The following is a 16335-nucleotide window of genomic DNA, read 5'->3' on the forward strand; positions in this document are numbered from 1 at the left end:
TTTTCAGTGAATAAATCTCATTTTTTTGATATTTTGCTAACCTAAAAGTCAACCTCCTAATGAACATAAAAACAAATCAATTTTCATTGAGCAAAAACAAACTTCTCCAACTGCTTCTGATGAGGTATGCCAAACGAAGATGGGGTCTATTGTTGACCATATTTATTCTAGGAATTTATATCTCCACCAAGGAATACCATGACAAAATCGATTATTACTTTTTGATCCTATTTGGCCTGTATCCATTCTTAATCGTTTTTCAATATATGCGCTGGGTTAACTCAAAAGACAACAGCTTATTCCTACTCCCCAGGCTGTATGAAATCAATGAAACAAAAATTACCGGATACATAGATGGAGGCAATGAATCTACCATAAATAGAAATCTTATCACCAAAAGCTATTCTTTGCGATCAGCGTATTTCCTACATATTTCCAAGGAACAATTTTTGTACTTTCCCTTTGAGTGCTTTCAAAGTGAAACAGATCGTAAATGGTTTGTTGATACCTACATCAAAGAAAAATAATGAAATAGCGTTACATGCGTTTATTTGCGGTTTTATAGACTCCCCCAGCTCCGGCATGCGTTTTTCTGCGTTTTTATGGGCTCCCCCAGGCGGGTGATGCGTTTTATCAGCGGGGAAATGCATTCCCCCAGCTGGGCATGGACTCTACCGGACAGTTGGTGCATTCCCCAGGACGGATGATGCGTTTTACCACGAAGGAAATAGACTCCCCAAAATAAAACGTGCATTTTATCAAGCGGGTCGTGCATTCCCTCAGCCCGGCATGGACTACCCCGAGTACTTCGTGCATTCCTCAGATCGGGTGATGTGTTTTATAGAAACGATTACGCTCCCACAGTACTACTACCTCATTTTATTTGGGCCTGGTATGGGCTACTCAATTCTTAACTTCAGCGCGAGTTACTGGACCATCTCGTTGATTTTGGGCTGAATAATCCATATCCCAATAGGATAAAACCAAATCATGAAGAATTCCCCAGCAAAATCCGAGAAAGTCACTTTGCGCTGTAGCTCAACAGTTTTGAAGGTCTTAGCCACGAAGTATAGGCAGTAGAAAATACAAAACATTGAGAAAAGATGAAGTGGTAAAACCACCGCAAAAATGGTAGGATCAGGAGGGGCTCCACCTTCAAAAGCAGTATTCAAACTTACCAGCATATACACTACAAAAAACGCTATGTATAGTAGTGGTATGAAAAGGAAGGTTTTGAACCTCCCTACTTTCATCGTTACTTCTTCTGGAACTTTAGATTGCAGACCTACGGCTACTGCCCAAAACCAACCAAAAAACACCCCTGAGAAGACCAACATTATGAATGGAAAAACCATAAAGTAACTCATCATTAATGCTGGGTCAGGTGAATCATTTCTTCCGATATTCACAAACACCAAGACCATCATGATGAAATGAAGTATCATCGGAATCCCGAAGGTCAACAGGAATAACTGCCAATGTTTAGCTTTAAGAAATCTTTGATTCATATGCGGTTAGGTAATTAATGGACAATCATTTAGATCGATCCAAGTTAACCGTTTTTTAAGAAATTCCCACTTACAGGTTGGTGTTTTCTTTGTAGAGTTCCCTGATGTTTCACTCCTTCATTGTGGACCTTAAATCAGTTGCCTTTACCCCACTCTTTCAGCTCTTTTTCTGGAATGCCCGTCTCGCGCGCTATGCGGTCAAACGTAGGGCGGGTGAGTGAAAAGGTAAAAATGACTACTACATAGATCAGGGAAAACAGCTGGTCTTTGGACACCAGCAGCCCTACAAACGCCACAACTGCAGCAGTCTCCAGCACCATGTAATAGATTAGCATCTTCCGCAAATAGGCTTTGAGCCTGGGCTGCAAGCCATCTACCTCCCGCACTTTAGCTATGAGCTTTGGCCGCTGCATCTGGGCCAATGCCAACAGCCCTCCGGCTAACACTACCAGCGCAAATTTCACCACCGTGAGCAGCTCTCCCTCCACCATAGGCGCGTCTGGAAACTGCTTTTGGGTCTCCAAAAATGCATATGCAAAGGGTATGAGTGAGGCCGCTATCACGCCATGAAAAACCACGTTGACCTGATGGTAATACTGCTCCCAATTGTTATATGATTGACTCATTTTTTAGATGCGCTTGCTGTATAGCAGCAAAACTAATTCAAATCACCAAGCAACCTAACCCTCATTCTTCGCGTAAAACATATTGATATCATTTTGATATCATATCAAATCAACCCTAAAATCATGAAGCACTCGAATGAAATCAGTCATCAGCCGGCCAATGGCTACATCATGTTTGTCGTTTGTCTGATGCTCATAATGCCTTCGGCCATTCTTATAGGCCTGTCTAAAATCCCCTTCTTTATAGCTCCTCTCCTACTCGGACTAGCGATGGCTCCAGGCTTTTTCTTTGTAAACCCAAACGGCTCACGCGTTTTGGTGCTTTTCGGCAAATACATCGGCACGGTGCGCCAAAACGGATTCTTTTGGACCAACCCCTTTTACACCCGGAAGTCGATCTCTCTGCGGGCTCGCAACTTTGACAGTGAGCGTGTGAAGGTGAATGACAAGATAGGCAACCCCATTCTGATCTCGGTGATCCTGGTGTGGAAGGTAAAAGACACATATGCTGCCGCATTTGAGGTGAACGACTATGAGAATTTTGTGCGGGTGCAGACCGATGCGGCAGTCCGAAAACTTGCGGGTAGTTACCCGTATGACAATTTTGACGATGAGCAGGCCGACATTACGCTGCGCTCAGGACTGGACGAGGTAAATGAGCACCTGGAGCGTGAAATAGAGGAGCGTTTGTCGATTGCCGGTATAGAAATCATGGAGGCACGCATTGGGTATTTGGCGTATGCGGAAGAAATCGCCGGGGCCATGCTCCGTAGGCAGCAAGCCACAGCCATAGTAGCTGCACGTCACAAGATCGTGGAGGGTGCTGTGAGCATGGTAGAGATGGCACTGGAGCAAATTTCTGAAAAAGACTTACTGGAACTCGACGAAGAGCGAAAGGCTGCCATGGTCAGCAACTTGATGGTGGTGCTGTGCGCAGACAAGGATGTATCTCCAGTGGTAAACTCCGGCACCTTACACCACTAGTGCTATGAAAGGAAAAGTGCTTTTTAACGAAACCCAATCCTTCCAGTACACCTGGAGCTGGTGGCTGCTCATTGTCATTGCTCTGGGCAACATAGTGCTGTTTGGCTCTGGCTTTTATCAGCAGCTGGTGCTGGGCAAACCTTTTGGCACAAAGCCTGCCGGTGACCTCACGCTCGTTTTGGTGGGTAGTGGCACCATGCTTTTGCTGATGGTGCTGGCCTGGCTGCTCCACCGGGTGCGACTGTATGTAGCCATCGATCACGGAGCAATTCATTACCGGTTTCCGCCTTTTAAGAAAACCACCCAAACCGTGAATCGTGCTGATGTGGAAGCCATCTATGTAAGGAAATACAAACCCATCCTGGAGTATGGCGGATGGGGCTATCGAGGAGCTCTTGGCAAGTCTAAAGCGCTCAATGTAGCCGGAAAATGGGGCATTCAGTTGGAGTTTACCAATGGAGAACGCTTACTTTTGGGCACTCAAAAACCCGAAGAAGCACAAGCAGCCGTAGAAAAACTAAAAGCAAGCTGGGAAAAGGATTAGTATGGCCAAGAAAAAACCATTTGCACTGCGTCTGGATGAAGACACATTGAAAGCAATCGAAAAATGGGCTGCGGATGAGTTCCGCAGCACCAATGGTCAAATAGAGTGGATCATCCACCGTGCACTCAAAGAGGCAGGGAGGATCAAAAAAGATTCTTGATTATTCGCTTATGGTGGAGGTACCGGCTTTTACCCGAAAGGTTTTGGCCCGGTATTCGTCCCCTCCAGGGTTACGCAGGTCATTTACATAATAAAACTCTGCACGTGCTTCTTCTGCTGCCACGGTCAGCATGAGGTAGCCATGATCGGCGAGGTTTACATATTTGAGGTGCTCATTATGCGGGTAAAATCGCTGCTCGGTAGCGCGCACAGTATCGAGTGGCTTGCGTTCATCATGATTGGCAGAGCTCACACTGGTAGTACCAAACTCCGTAGCTACAGCCTCATCAGACACATCTGACACCAGCACCTCAAACGCCCATGACGCATGGGTATCTCCAGTGAGAAACACCACATTTTCCACCTCCTGATCGAGGATATATTGAGCAATGGCATTTTTTTCTACACGATAGCCACTCCAGGAGTCGGTATTTATAGGGAAGTTTGGCCAGACGGGCTCCTGATACAAATCCGAATACATCACCTGATTTCCTATTACTTTCCAGGAAGCACTCGAATTGAGTTCGGATTTAAACCACTCCAGCTGCTCAGCACCCAGCATAGACTGATTTTGGTCATCGATTTTAGGGTCGTCCTTACCTTTGGCGGGTTCGGTACGGCCGGCAAGACGCTCATCCAGCATGATCAGGCTGGCCAGGTCGCCATACTGAAAAGACCGGTAGTGCGCCCCTTCCCGTATGGGCAGCCACTCATAGTAGGTCTGCACGGCCGCTTGCTTTCTGGCTTCAAAGTCTCCTTCATCTTCCTGATGATTTTGGGCTCCCGTCTGATAGGTGTTGTTGGCGATCTCATGGTCATCCCAAATGGCTATAAATGGGTGCGCACCATGCATGGCTTGCAGGTCTTTGTCTGTGCGGTACTGCGCATAGCGCGTGCGGTAGTCTTCCAGCGTAAGGATCTCATGCGCGGGCTCATGCTTGCGGCCGATGGTGGTATCACCGTAAGCACCCGGACCGTATTCGTAAATATAGTCACCCAGATGAATGACTGCATCCAACACCGGGCGCTCTGCTATTTTGCCATAAGCTGTAAAGTACCCCCACTCGTAGTTGGAGCAGCTTACCACAGCAAATTGAAGCGAATCTGCCTGTTGGCTTAGCGTTTTGGTGCGGCCTGTAGGCGAAAAAGTTTGACCTACCTGAAATCGGTAAAAATAGGTTTGACCAGCCTCCAGACCATCTACATCAACCTTTACGGTATAATCGCGGCCAGCATGAGTCTGGGTAGTCCCTTTTTTCACAGAAGTGGAAAAATCCTCAGAAGTGGATACCTCATAGCTCACAGGCACTTCATCTGCCTGTGTATCCGAAACGCGTGTCCAGATAATCACACGATCTGCCAGCGGATCACCGGAGGCCACTCCATGTTGGAAAAAGTTTTGCTCAGCAGCACTGGCTTGCTCCTGCTGTGGGGCCTGGCATGCAACAGTGAGCGCCACCGCCAGACCAAAAAGTAGTTTTGAATAATTCATCGCTAGTAGTAGTTTTTTGGTGCAAGATACTACGAGCTATCAAGCACCCCAGCGATGTTAGGTTAAGGGAAAATGAATTATCCCACCTCCACTTTCACCTTTTCAGACTTAGGCTTGCCTACGCACAGCAGCACATAGCCATCGTCATATTCTTCCTGAGAAAGTCCTTCAGCTCCCTCCTGATCTACCTCACCCTCCAGGCACTTGGCCCTACAGGCTGTGCACAGTCCGCTCTGGCAGGAGTACGGCATATCGATCTCTTTATCAAGCCCAGCATCCAGAATTGGAGTATTGCGATCTACCTGCACCACGTACTCCTCGCCATCCATGAGGATAGTTACCTCACTGGCACCGGAAGCCGAAGCACCCTCGCCACCATCCACGATGACAGACGGTGAGGTCTTACCCGCTTCGAAGCTCTCCTTGCGCACCTTTTCATCTTTGATGCCTATCGCACTCAGCCCCTCACTGGTGATGTTCATCATTGGCTCTGGTCCGCAGATGTAAAATTCCGTTTCAGGAGTGACCTTTAGTTTGTCAGCGATCTGGCCAATCATCTCCACGGTAGGTCTTCCGGTAAATGCCGCCAGGCCGCTGGCATCCTCCTCCAGGACATGCACCAACTCAAATCGGCCACCATATTCAGCCACCAGCTGATTGAGCTGATCTTTGAAAATGATGTACTCCTCGCTGCGGTTGCCATACACCAGAGATACTCGGCTGTTGGGCTCTTTGAGCAGTACTGAGCGAAGGATAGAATAGAGAGGAGTGACACCACTACCTCCACCAAAGAACACGGCATGGCGACTGGCTCCTGCCTGGTATTCGGTGGTAAACATCCCCATAGGCTCCATGATCTCTATCTGATCTCCTGCTTTGAAAGTGTCTGCCACATGATTGGACATGATACCTCCCGGCACACGCTTTACGGTGACTGCCGGGTATTCGTCTGCAAATGGGGTGGTACAAAGTGAGTATGCTCTACGCACCTTTTTGCCCTGGATCTCTCGTATGATGGTAATAAACTGACCCGGCTTGTAAGAAAAATCACCCGTGGGTTTTTCAAAGACCAGATTTACTGCATCGGTGGCCACGTGCACCACCTCACGAATGGTAAGCGTCTGGTAGCGCTCATCGGTCTTTTTTTCTTTCTTTTTCTTTTTGAACAATCCAAAAGCCATGTCTATGTAGTTTTTTAAAGTGCGCAAAGGTAAATCTCCCCTGTTTGTCCGGCAAGTTTAGTGAATCCACCTATTTTTGCAGCTTCAAAAAACCAGACAAATCACATGGAGTTAAATCACCTGACAGCAATTTCACCCATCGATGGAAGATACCGATCAAAAGTAGACACTCTGGCACCCTATTTTTCAGAGTATGCCCTGATCCACTACCGTGTAAAAGTGGAGGTCCTCTACTTCATCGCATTGTGTGAACTGCCACTGCCTCAGCTAACAGGTGTTGATAGCGGAAAGTTTGCCGATCTTCATGCGATTTATGAAAACTTCTCTGAAGCAGACGCACTCAAGATCAAAGACATAGAAAAAGTCACAAACCACGATGTAAAAGCCGTGGAGTACTTCATCAAAGAAAAATTTGATGCGATGGGATTGAGTGACTATAAAGAGTTTATCCACTTTGGGCTTACCTCTCAGGACATCAACAACACCTCCGTGCCTTTGTCTACCAAAGACGCCATGGAGCAGGAGTTTTTGCCCTATCTGGAAGCAATCATTGAGCAGATCTCGGAGTTGGGCAAACAGTGGGCTGACATCCCGATGCTGGCACGCACGCACGGACAGCCGGCATCTCCTACGCGTCTGGGCAAGGAAGTGGAGGTATTTGTAGTGCGCTTGCGTGAGCAACTAGACCTCCTCCAGCAGGTGCCTTATGCTGCGAAATTTGGTGGTGCCACGGGCAACTTCAATGCACATAATGTGGCCTATCCAAATCAGGACTGGCACCAGTTTGGCGACAGCTTTGTAGCCAACAAGCTGGGACTAAAACGCTCCCATCCTACTACACAAATCGAGCACTACGATCACTTTGCGGCACTGTTTGATGCCGTAAAGCGAATCAATACCATCCTGCTCGATTTTAGCAAAGACGTATGGCAGTATGTAGCTATGAACTACTTCAAACAAAAGATCAACCCGAATGAAGTAGGCTCCTCCGCCATGCCTCACAAGGTAAATCCGATTGACTTTGAGAATGCAGAAGGAAATCTGGGCATAGCCAATGCACTACTGGAGCATCTTAGCGCCAAGTTGCCTGTTTCGCGCCTTCAGCGAGACCTTACCGACTCTACGGTTTTGAGAAATATCGGTGTACCAATCGCCCACTCTCTATTGGCACTTACTTCTCTGAAAAAAGGAATGGGTAAGCTAGAGGTGAATGAAGCCGCCATCCGAGCAGACCTGGAAAACAACTGGGCAGTAGCTGCTGAAGCCATCCAAACGATATTGAGAAGGGAAAGCTACCCCAATCCGTACGAGGCCCTCAAAGCACTGACTCGTACCGGAGACAAAATCACGCAAGACACGCTGCTTAGCTTTATAGATGGGCTGGAAGTATCGGATACTATAAAAGAAGAACTCAAAGCGATTACGCCTTTCAACTACATAGGCAAGTAGCATAAAATATATTACCGAACAGCTTGGAGGCTGTCTTGAAAAAAGTGCATTCTCGTGGGAGCATTAGTTGCCTATTGAGCATTTTTCAAGGCAGCCTTTTTTATTCATTTAGTACCCGCAATGACCTTCCTATTTCCCCGGGTTTTCATTGCCTTCACTCCCATGATGCATTACTAAACAAATCTGAATAGAATTTGAAGTTCACCCCCTTTCCGGAAATTAAATTTTCGTTCTGTCCGGGCGGCTACATTTAAGGAAAACATAACAATTTCGGACTTATAAAATAATTTGCAAAAGGTGAAATTATTCGTACTTTCGCACTACCAACTGATTCCAGCTATAAATTTCACAACTTTTAATCGCTTCCATTGTGATCCTTCGAAAGTTTATAGCATTCGCACTTCTACTATGTATTCTAGGGACATTAGGCGCCATTTTCTGGTGGACAGAGGTACAATACCTCCTCCCTACCCCTATACCACAAGGATATCAGGAGGTACCTGTAGAGTCTGTCATCTGTGAAGAAACGGCACTCACTACTTCTAGCAAGCCCGCTTTTTATCACTTTTTTACGACAAACTGCCCGTGCTCTCGATTTAACCTGGATCATTTCAATAGTCTGAAGCGCAACTACGGCGACTCCATTGATTTTTATGTGGTGGTCCCTCATGAAGATGACCTTAGCAAAGCGGAGGGGTACTTTGATGGAGACACTCGCCTCATTCGTGATGTAAACCAGGAGCTGGCCATCCAAATGGGCGTATACAGTACACCTCAGGCAGTGATTCTCAAACCAGATTGCAGCCTGTACTTTCGTGGCAACTACAACAAAGCACGCTATTGCACCGACCCGCTGAGCAATTTTGCTCAGATGGCGCTAGACTCGTTGCGCCATGGAGCTACTCCACCGCAGTTTGGACCCCTGGCCACCATTGCCTATGGTTGTGGTATCAGTTATTTCTAATCAACAATTCTACTATTATACACCTTATTCATCGTTATGAAATCCTTAACATTATCCAATTACCAGAAGAGCCAGGTCATGCAAAATTTGTATGAGCGCGCAGACGAATTTACCTTTCGTTTTTTGCTGGCTTATTCAGTTTTCGGCATTGCCATCTCTACTTACTACGACACATGGCTCATAGGATTGAGCACTGCAGCCTTAGCCATAGGCAGCTGGTTTGCCTTCAAGCTACTGCTTCCCACCCACAGCTTGCACCGCTATGTAGCCAGTGGCTTTTTTGGAGTATTTGTAGGCACATTCATCTATCAGATGCACGGGCTATTTGAAATGCACTTTTTTGCCTTTATTGGTAGTGCAATCCTCATCGTATATCAAAACTGGCGCTATCAGATTCCCTTGATCACCTTTATAGTCATACATCATGCGGTGTTTGCCTACTTGCAGTACAGCGGAATGTCGGGAGTGTATTTCACACAGTTAGAGTACATGAGCCTGCACACATTTATATATCACGCATGTTTGGCAATCACCGTGGTGATGGTTTGTGGATACTGGGCGCACCACTTCAAAAAACTTACACTGGCAGATGCAGCCAAGTCGCTAGAGCTAAGCAACCGCATGGACCTGGTAAATAAAATGAACAAAAAACTTACGAAATCTCAGCAAGAGCTCAGTGTAAAGAATGACGAACTTGAAAACACTAAAAGCAAACTATTGAGCCTGACTGAAAAGCAAGCCAATATGTATGAGCGATTGCGCAAAGGCGTAAACTAACTCCAAGGATATTCCCTGAAGCTTCAGGGCATTACCCCAAAATCCGCAGGTGGCGACACTTGCGGATTTTTTTATGTAAAGAACTACACCTTTCAACAGGTCACTCTCTTTGGCACCTATACAGCGACTGAATCATGTACATTTGAGGGAAAAACATGATTACATCATGACTCGATCTAAACTACTAATACTTACCCTCATCGCACTACTGATAAGCTGCAACCTCAAAACAAACAACCAATCCACCCTTCAGCAGTTTGCTCCAGGCACCTATCACCGTGTAAATGAAAATGGAGAAAAATCTGGAACGCTTCTCGTTTACCCAGTCGCTGACTCTACCTTTTATATTCACCTGTTTGTAACGCGCGGTGCTCCCAGCTACAACTCCGGCAGCCTTTACCGGGAGGTAAACACCAGCACAGACAAGGCTGAAATTAGGTTTCAGGATGAATCTTCTGATTGTCATTTAGCTCTGAAGGTTCAAGACAAGAGCATCACCATTACCACTTTAAAAAAGGACTGTGGGTTTGGCTACGGTGTGCGAGCGGATGGAACCTTTGTACAGGTAAGTGCCGATATTCCTGAATATTTTGAAAACATGGATGGCTCCAAAACCTACTTTGAATAAACAAAGCCTTAAACCCACTACATGTAATAGCTCATCAGCTAACTAGAACCCGACAATCTAAAGAAGGAAAAGAGGTATAAGCCAGGCACCCTGACTTCACTTTTTTGAGCTACTCCACATTCCCCGCCAGCAGATAGAGCACAGCCATGCGGATAGCTACGCCATTTTCTACCTGATCCAGAATAATGGAATGTTCAGAATCTGCTACATCGCTCGTGATTTCTACTCCGCGATTGATAGGACCAGGATGCATAATCACGATCTCCTTATCCAGCGAATCGAGCAACTGCTTATTGATACCGTAATAGAGTGAATACTCTCTTAATGAAGGGAAGTAACGCATCTTTTGACGCTCCAGCTGGATGCGCAGCACGTTGGCCACATCACACCATTCCAGTGCTTTGCGAATATCTAGCTCTACTTTCACCCCTAGTGAGCCTATGTGCTTGGGCAGTAGTGTAGCCGGACCACACACCATCACCTCGGCACCTAGCTTTTGCAAGGCAAAAATATTGGACAAGGCCACGCGAGAGTGTAGGATATCTCCTACTATCACCACTTTTTTACCAGCCACATCGCCGGTGCGTTCGCGGATGGAAAAAGTATCTAACAACGCCTGAGTAGGATGCTCATGCGTACCATCACCAGCGTTGATGATGTTGGCGTCTATGTGTTTGGACAGAAAATGTGGAGCTCCAGGGCTGCTATGACGCATCACCACCATATCCACTTTCATAGCCAATATGTTGTTGACCGTATCAAGGAGCGTTTCTCCTTTTTTTACGGAGGATCCCGACGAACTAAAATTGATCACGTCAGCACTGAGGCGTTTTTCTGCCAGCTCAAAACTAAGCTTGGTTCGCGTGGAGTTTTCAAAAAAGACATTGGCCACAGTAACATCTCGCAGAGAGGGCACCTTTTTTATGGGCCGGTTCAAAACATCTTTAAAATTATCAGCAGTTTCAAAAATAAGTTCGATCTCCTCTGGATCGAGGTTTTTGATTCCTAAGAGATGTTTTGTTTTCAGCTGGCTCATTCAGGTTCGTTGATTAACCAAATATTGTCTTCTTCTGTGCCTTGCTCCTGCAGCTCTACCAGCACCCGCTGTGACTTCATGGTGTTGACGCGGCGGCCCACGTAGTTTGCTTCTACGGGGATATCACGGCTATACATTCTGTCGATAAGCACGAGCAGCTCTACTTTCGTAGGGCGCCCAAAGGTGGTCATGGCATCTAGTGCTGCCCTCACGGACCTACCGGTAAAAAGCACATCATCGATGAGCACCACACGCTTGTTTTCGATAAGAAAGGGCACTTTGGTCTCATATGGAGTCAGTGGATGATCTCTCCGACGAAAGTCATCCCGGTGAAAAGTAGTATCCAGATAACCTACCTGTATAGGCTTACCCAGAATGCTTTCCAGCTCTTTGCGTACACGCTCAGCCAGGTAAATACCTCTTGGCTGCAATCCCAAAATAACGGAATCCGAAAAATCACCATGATTTTCTATCAGGTGTTGACACAACCGGCTGATTGTGATCTGGAGAAGCTTGCTGTTAAACAGGAGTCGTTTTTGCATGATCTAGGCGGTGCAAATATAAAAGCATCTGTGGTAACCCATATAGGGCTGCTCAATATTTTGATCGTGGAATTCGCCGCTAGTTCACTTCCCCTACCTGATACTTGATTTTATTGATGTAAAAGACTTTTCGGCTATAGTCACCTCCCACTGCATTGTCGTTGTGAATGCGCTGCTCACCGTAGGCATACATGGTCTGATCATACCACACTTTCAGCCCTTCCACTTCTGGGTCGCGGGTTTTCACCTCATCTTCAGCATAGGACAATCGCACCGGATTAAAGGTTTTGCCTTCCACTATTTCATTTCCTCTCACCACTTTCGAGCGAATGGTGTTTTCTTCCAGGTACATCAGCACCACCTGATCTTCGTAAGTGTTTACCGCTACAAACTCTTCCAGACCAAAAGTCTCAATATCATTGATTTCGAAACTGTTGTCCCAGATGATGTTGCCATTGCGATCAAAAGACACCACTACAGCATGCGTATATTTATACCCCATGAAGCTCGGATTGTACCTCCCGGAGTTGTTCCAGTAGTACGGGTTAGAATTGGAATAACTGCTATAGCGTGGATAATACGCTTCCGCAATCATAAGGTACTCATCTCCTCTCTCTATGATGTCATGCACCAGTAGCCGGTAGCTAAACCTGGCTTTTTTACCTTTTGCTCTTTTTCGCTCAATGCGGTCTTTGATGCGCTGCTCCCTACGCTCATTCATATATCCGAAAAAGTTGGTAAGGTCCGCGTACTCATGATAACGAATAAACTGCTGCCGGCCATTTACGAATTTGGCCAGGTATAGCCCTCGACTATATTGTGAAGATTTTTTGGAATATGTACCCGCTATGTATTGAAAGCCTCCAAAAAAGATGGTACTAGCTCCATCTACCAGGTTCTTCTTATCACCGGGGAGCACCGTATTGTTTTGAACCAGATCTCCGGATGGAGTAAAGGTTTTAGCCCTTACGGTATACTTACGATTCTGCATCCGCTCTGATTGAATAACGGTAAACATCCCGGCATCATCATCGATAATGAGGTCCAGGATATCGCTGTTGTTATTATAAAACCCAGGAACCACCCGAGGCTTCTGCTCATCCAAATCAAATGTGAGAAGCACCGGCCTAAAGTTGGTATAGCCAGCAAAAATGATGTTGTTGGCTAGTACTTCAAAATAGGTGAGCTGCACCGGAAACACTGTATTGATTTCTACCTCCGTAATTTCCACTTTGTCTATATCAATGATCAGCAGGAGCATGTCCTCATTGCGATAGCGTGATACATTGTACAGCAGGAAAAACTGACCATCATGGTATTCATAGCCTGTGAGGTAACTTTCGTAGGGCACCGGGTAGATTCGAGTCCACACTTTGTTGAGCGCAGTATCCACATAGTGAAAGGTCCAGTTGAAGCCCCCTTCTCCGCGATCTTCTGTTTCTATAGTCACCAGTAGCCCATCCTCTTCGCCATTGATCACTCTATATTCCTCGCCATAATCAGACACATCAAACTCTATGCGGCCAGGCTGATAAATATGAGCGCTGGTATCCTGATCCTTTTTGCGCTGAGCATGAGAGGCCTCACTCAAAAACATCACACCAATCCCCAAAAATATCCAGAAGCGTATCATCATGCTTTGTGGTAAAAACGTATGGTTCAAAATCAATTTAGCCATTCTAACGAATTGTGAAAAACAGGTGGTTTGAAAAAATCGCAAAACACTATACTTATACCAACAGATAATCAGTGAGTCCAGTTACATTAGCTTCATGAAAATTCTCATTATTCGATTTTCTTCTTTGGGTGATATAGTACTCACCACCCCCATAATCCGCGCGGTAAAAACTCACCTAAGTGAGGCTGAAGTTCATTTTGTCACCAAATCAGCATATAAAGACGTCTTGATCGAAAATCCATACCTGAGCAAGATTTACACTCTGGAGGCCAGCCTGTGGGAACTGGCTCAAACACTCCGCAGTGAAAACTACGACTATATCATAGACCTGCATCACAACCTGCGCACGTTCATCCTCAAACAACTCCTGAGAAAGAAATCCTACAGTTACCCCAAAGAAAACATCAACAAATGGCTGCTCACCGCCCTTAAGGTCAACCGCATGCCCTCTGAGCATGTAGTAGACCGCTATTTCAGAGCTGTCGCTCCCCTGGGAGTAAAAAACGATAGCCTGGGGCTAGATCATTTCATCCCTGAGAAAGATGAAGTAGATCTGGACTGGCTGCCTGAGGGGTTTCAGCGGTACGCTGCAGTGGTGATAGGAGGTAAAAAAGCGACCAAACGCCTGCCCACATCGCGCCTCATAGAACTGTGCGATCGCATCAACAAACCCGTAATCCTACTAGGAGGAAAAGAGGATGTAGAACGTGGACGAGAGATAGAGAAATTTTTCAGCCGAGAAGGCACCGATAGCAGTTTCGAAGAAGGCCTCCGTGCGCTAGGCAAAACCACCACGGTATTTAATGCCTGCGGCAAATTCAACATCCATCAAAGTGCCTCAGTATTAAAACAGGCGCAGTGGATTTTCACACACGACACAGGACTCATGCACATAGCGGCTGCCTTCAAAAAAGAACTTTTCACTATTTGGGGCAGTACGGTGCCCGAGTTTGGCATGTATCCCTACCGCACCAAATTCACCATTTTCGAAAAGAAAAACCTGTCTTGCAGGCCCTGTTCTAAGATAGGTTTTGACAAATGCCCAAAAGGGCACTTCAAGTGTATGAACGAGGTGACCTTTGATTTTTATTTACCGGATTAGTGAGCAATTGCTATATTCAGTAGATTTTTCAAACAGAGCCTAATAGATTTCGTTTCTAATATCGAATTTCAATTTGGTTGTAAAACCCCATTTTTCACCTAACAGACCTTACCAGAATAGTATGCTTCCATTTTCCGAAGCATTCCATTCAGCCAGAGGTCTTTTGACTTGCATACGAAACACATGAAAACCCTTTATATCATCAGACATGCTAAATCTTCATGGAATTTTGACCTCCCAGACAAAGACCGCCCACTAAATGCCCGGGGCCGCAAAGATGTCTTTAAAATAGCCAAGCATCTCAGCTTCAACGAACTGACACCAGACCTCATCATTTCAAGTGTAGCCAGCCGGGCACTTTATACAGCGCTACATATAGCTGATGCCTGGGGGTATCCCGAATCGGACATTCAAATTTCCGACGAGCTGTATCATACAAGCACTGAAGACATCCTAAACCTTCTCTCTCAAGAAGGCACAGGTAAAAGCATCGCTATCTTTGGTCACAACCCGGGCTTCACAGACCTGATCAATCATTTTAACGAAACTTACCTGGACAATCTTCCTACCTGCGGGGTGGTGGCATTTGAGCTGGATATTGAAAACTGGAAAGACATCCAACAGGCCAAAGCCACTGAAAAGCTGAGAGCATTTCCGAAACGAATATAATCCCCATTAACAGAACAGATGAACTACCAACAGGTCATTGAAAGCGTATTTGAAGCGGTAGCCAAAGAAAACCTTCGAGGTAAACTAGCAGACTATATTCCTGAGTTGGCGCGTGTAAACCACGAGCTTTTTGGCGTATGCCTGGTAGATCGCCAGGGCAATACCTATCAATATGGCGACTCTCAGACAGCATTTAGCATACAAAGTATCTCCAAGGCTCACACACTCACCATGGTGTACTCCGACCTGGCAGCGGACCTTTGGAAGCGTGTCAATGTAGAGCCCTCCGGCAACCCCTTCAATAATCTGGCGCAGTTGGAGTATGAAAATGGTATACCCAGAAATCCCTTCATCAACTCTGGAGCACTGGTAACCACTGATGCGCTCATGTCCATGCATGCGGAACCTAAAGAAGCTATTCACCAATTTATCAAAGGCATGACCGGTGGTGAAGATGTATCTGCCAATAAGGCTGTACAGGAGTCTGAGCTGGAATGCGCCGATCGCAACCGAGCAGTGGCACACCTACTGAAATCGTACAACAACCTACACAACGATGTGGAGGAGCTGATGGAGGTCTACACCTATCACTGCGCACTGGAAATGAACTGCGAACAACTGGCCAAATCATTTCTCTACCTCGCCAACCATGGCCACTGCATCTACACAAATAGACAGGTGCTCGACCGTGGACTTACTAAAAGGATCAATGCACTCATGCTGACTTGTGGGTTTTATGATGAAGCGGGAGAGTTTGCTTTTAAAGTAGGTCTGGCAGGAAAAAGTGGGGTAGGTGGTGGAGTCATCGCGGTATTACCCGGAGAATTTAGCATCGCTGTTTACAGTCCAGAGCTCAACGAAAAAGGCAACCCAGTAAAGGCCCTGCGCTTTCTAGAGCTGCTAACTACCGATATGGGCATTTCGCTTTTTTAAGAAGTTGATACAATTACCGCCTTCCTTAAAAGCAGAATTCATACGTTATTCGTAATTTGCATC

General features: G+C 46.1%; 18 protein-coding genes. 11 read left to right on the forward strand and 7 right to left on the reverse strand.

The window, feature by feature from the left end:
* Positions 1–59 precede the first annotated feature (59 nt).
* Positions 60–527, forward strand: coding sequence for a hypothetical protein (locus C7460_RS01605; protein ID WP_115866304.1), 468 nt, complete (start codon positions 60–62; stop codon positions 525–527).
* 399 nt (positions 528–926) lie between these two features.
* Here the strand turns inward: C7460_RS01605 and C7460_RS01610 are convergent, their stop codons facing one another.
* Together C7460_RS01610 and C7460_RS01615 are read right to left on the reverse strand one after the other, a co-directional pair.
* Positions 927–1370 carry a hypothetical protein gene (locus C7460_RS01610; RefSeq protein ID WP_147302817.1) on the reverse strand — a complete coding sequence of 148 codons (444 nt, stop codon included), beginning with the start codon at positions 1368–1370 and terminating at the stop codon, positions 927–929.
* Between the two features lie 272 nt (positions 1371–1642).
* The gene (locus C7460_RS01615) at positions 1643–2134 is read right to left on the reverse strand and encodes a hypothetical protein (protein ID WP_115866306.1); all 492 of its coding nucleotides are present in this window, start codon (positions 2132–2134) and stop codon (positions 1643–1645) included.
* Between the two features lie 123 nt (positions 2135–2257).
* Here C7460_RS01615 and C7460_RS01620 point away from each other — a divergent pair, with 123 nt between their 5' ends.
* The 3 genes from C7460_RS01620 to C7460_RS01630 are packed head-to-tail and all read left to right on the forward strand — an operon-like array spanning position 2258 to position 3822.
* Positions 2258–3118, forward strand: a complete 861-nt coding sequence (locus C7460_RS01620) for an SPFH domain-containing protein (protein WP_115866307.1) — start codon at positions 2258–2260, stop codon at positions 3116–3118.
* A gap of 4 nt (positions 3119–3122) precedes the next feature.
* Entirely contained in the window at positions 3123–3662 is a 540-nt protein-coding gene (locus tag C7460_RS01625) for a hypothetical protein (protein WP_115866308.1), read from the forward strand.
* A gap of 1 nt (position 3663) precedes the next feature.
* Positions 3664–3822, forward strand: coding sequence for an Arc family DNA binding domain-containing protein (locus C7460_RS01630; RefSeq protein WP_115866309.1), 159 nt, complete (start codon positions 3664–3666; stop codon positions 3820–3822).
* Here C7460_RS01630 and C7460_RS01635 read toward each other — a convergent pair whose 3' ends face one another.
* Complete coding sequence (locus C7460_RS01635; RefSeq protein WP_115866310.1) at positions 3823–5313, reverse strand: alkaline phosphatase D family protein; 1491 nt, start codon at positions 5311–5313, stop codon at positions 3823–3825.
* Between the two features lie 77 nt (positions 5314–5390).
* Positions 5391–6494 carry a 2Fe-2S iron-sulfur cluster-binding protein gene (locus C7460_RS01640; protein ID WP_115866311.1) on the reverse strand — a complete coding sequence of 368 codons (1104 nt, stop codon included), beginning with the start codon at positions 6492–6494 and terminating at the stop codon, positions 5391–5393.
* A 105-nt stretch (positions 6495–6599) separates the two neighbouring features.
* Between C7460_RS01640 and purB the strand changes: the two genes are divergently transcribed.
* The 4 genes from purB to C7460_RS01660 all read left to right on the forward strand — a co-directional run bounded on the left by purB (position 6600) and on the right by C7460_RS01660 (position 10312).
* Positions 6600–7943 carry an adenylosuccinate lyase gene (purB, locus tag C7460_RS01645; protein WP_115866312.1) on the forward strand — a complete coding sequence of 448 codons (1344 nt, stop codon included), beginning with the start codon at positions 6600–6602 and terminating at the stop codon, positions 7941–7943.
* A 370-nt stretch (positions 7944–8313) separates the two neighbouring features.
* Entirely contained in the window at positions 8314–8907 is a 594-nt protein-coding gene (locus C7460_RS01650; protein WP_115866313.1) for a TlpA family protein disulfide reductase, read from the forward strand.
* Positions 8908–8985: 78 nt separating this feature from the next.
* The gene (locus C7460_RS01655; RefSeq protein WP_115866314.1) at positions 8986–9684 is read left to right on the forward strand and encodes a hypothetical protein; all 699 of its coding nucleotides are present in this window, start codon (positions 8986–8988) and stop codon (positions 9682–9684) included.
* Between the two features lie 166 nt (positions 9685–9850).
* A complete protein-coding gene (locus C7460_RS01660) occupies positions 9851–10312 on the forward strand; it encodes a hypothetical protein (RefSeq protein ID WP_115866315.1) in 462 nt (153 codons plus the stop codon).
* Positions 10313–10421: 109 nt separating this feature from the next.
* On the opposite strand, the gene C7460_RS01665 is transcribed toward C7460_RS01660, so the two are convergent.
* From C7460_RS01665 to C7460_RS01675, 3 genes are all read right to left on the reverse strand, one after another.
* Positions 10422–11348: an aspartate carbamoyltransferase catalytic subunit gene (locus tag C7460_RS01665; RefSeq protein WP_115866316.1), complete on the reverse strand. Its 927-nt coding sequence runs from the start codon at positions 11346–11348 to the stop codon at positions 10422–10424.
* Complete coding sequence (gene pyrR / locus C7460_RS01670) at positions 11345–11890, reverse strand: bifunctional pyr operon transcriptional regulator/uracil phosphoribosyltransferase PyrR (protein ID WP_185148282.1); 546 nt, start codon at positions 11888–11890, stop codon at positions 11345–11347. The genes C7460_RS01665 and pyrR overlap by 4 nt, the downstream gene beginning before the upstream one ends.
* 79 nt (positions 11891–11969) lie before the next feature.
* Positions 11970–13526 (reverse strand): hypothetical protein, encoded by a 1557-nt coding sequence (locus C7460_RS01675; protein ID WP_221409421.1) that lies wholly within the window; start codon positions 13524–13526, stop codon positions 11970–11972.
* Positions 13527–13662: 136 nt separating this feature from the next.
* Here C7460_RS01675 and C7460_RS01680 point away from each other — a divergent pair, with 136 nt between their 5' ends.
* The 3 genes from C7460_RS01680 to C7460_RS01690 all read left to right on the forward strand — a co-directional run bounded on the left by C7460_RS01680 (position 13663) and on the right by C7460_RS01690 (position 16272).
* Positions 13663–14670: a glycosyltransferase family 9 protein gene (locus C7460_RS01680; protein ID WP_115866319.1), complete on the forward strand. Its 1008-nt coding sequence runs from the start codon at positions 13663–13665 to the stop codon at positions 14668–14670.
* A 183-nt stretch (positions 14671–14853) separates the two neighbouring features.
* Positions 14854–15339: a SixA phosphatase family protein gene (locus tag C7460_RS01685; RefSeq protein ID WP_115866320.1), complete on the forward strand. Its 486-nt coding sequence runs from the start codon at positions 14854–14856 to the stop codon at positions 15337–15339.
* Positions 15340–15357: 18 nt separating this feature from the next.
* Positions 15358–16272, forward strand: coding sequence for a glutaminase (locus C7460_RS01690; RefSeq protein WP_115866321.1), 915 nt, complete (start codon positions 15358–15360; stop codon positions 16270–16272).
* Positions 16273–16335: the final 63 nt, after the last annotated feature.

The organism is Marinoscillum furvescens DSM 4134 (assembly GCF_003386095.1).
In the GTDB taxonomy this organism is placed as follows: Bacteria; Bacteroidota; Bacteroidia; order Cytophagales; family Cyclobacteriaceae; genus Marinoscillum; species Marinoscillum furvescens.

What these genes read in the sequence shown, in the direction of transcription:
- C7460_RS01615 (WP_115866306.1), bottom strand. Translation starts at nt 2,134, where the DNA reads ATGAGTCAATCATATAACAATTGGGAGCAGTATTACCATCAGGTCAAC.
- C7460_RS01640 (WP_115866311.1), bottom strand. Translation starts at nt 6,494, where the DNA reads ATGGCTTTTGGATTGTTCAAAAAGAAAAAGAAAGAAAAAAAGACCGAT.
- C7460_RS01680 (WP_115866319.1), top strand. Translation starts at nt 13,663, where the DNA reads ATGAAAATTCTCATTATTCGATTTTCTTCTTTGGGTGATATAGTACTC.
- pyrR (WP_185148282.1), bottom strand. Translation starts at nt 11,890, where the DNA reads ATGCAAAAACGACTCCTGTTTAACAGCAAGCTTCTCCAGATCACAATC.
- C7460_RS01665 (WP_115866316.1), bottom strand. Translation starts at nt 11,348, where the DNA reads ATGAGCCAGCTGAAAACAAAACATCTCTTAGGAATCAAAAACCTCGAT.
- C7460_RS01630 (WP_115866309.1), top strand. Translation starts at nt 3,664, where the DNA reads ATGGCCAAGAAAAAACCATTTGCACTGCGTCTGGATGAAGACACATTG.
- C7460_RS01635 (WP_115866310.1), bottom strand. Translation starts at nt 5,313, where the DNA reads ATGAATTATTCAAAACTACTTTTTGGTCTGGCGGTGGCGCTCACTGTT.
- C7460_RS01690 (WP_115866321.1), top strand. Translation starts at nt 15,358, where the DNA reads ATGAACTACCAACAGGTCATTGAAAGCGTATTTGAAGCGGTAGCCAAA.
- C7460_RS01610 (WP_147302817.1), bottom strand. Translation starts at nt 1,370, where the DNA reads ATGATGAGTTACTTTATGGTTTTTCCATTCATAATGTTGGTCTTCTCA.
- C7460_RS01625 (WP_115866308.1), top strand. Translation starts at nt 3,123, where the DNA reads ATGAAAGGAAAAGTGCTTTTTAACGAAACCCAATCCTTCCAGTACACC.
- C7460_RS01620 (WP_115866307.1), top strand. Translation starts at nt 2,258, where the DNA reads ATGAAGCACTCGAATGAAATCAGTCATCAGCCGGCCAATGGCTACATC.
- purB (WP_115866312.1), top strand. Translation starts at nt 6,600, where the DNA reads ATGGAGTTAAATCACCTGACAGCAATTTCACCCATCGATGGAAGATAC.
- C7460_RS01685 (WP_115866320.1), top strand. Translation starts at nt 14,854, where the DNA reads ATGAAAACCCTTTATATCATCAGACATGCTAAATCTTCATGGAATTTT.
- C7460_RS01655 (WP_115866314.1), top strand. Translation starts at nt 8,986, where the DNA reads ATGCAAAATTTGTATGAGCGCGCAGACGAATTTACCTTTCGTTTTTTG.
- C7460_RS01660 (WP_115866315.1), top strand. Translation starts at nt 9,851, where the DNA reads ATGACTCGATCTAAACTACTAATACTTACCCTCATCGCACTACTGATA.
- C7460_RS01675 (WP_221409421.1), bottom strand. Translation starts at nt 13,526, where the DNA reads ATGATGATACGCTTCTGGATATTTTTGGGGATTGGTGTGATGTTTTTG.
- C7460_RS01605 (WP_115866304.1), top strand. Translation starts at nt 60, where the DNA reads ATGAACATAAAAACAAATCAATTTTCATTGAGCAAAAACAAACTTCTC.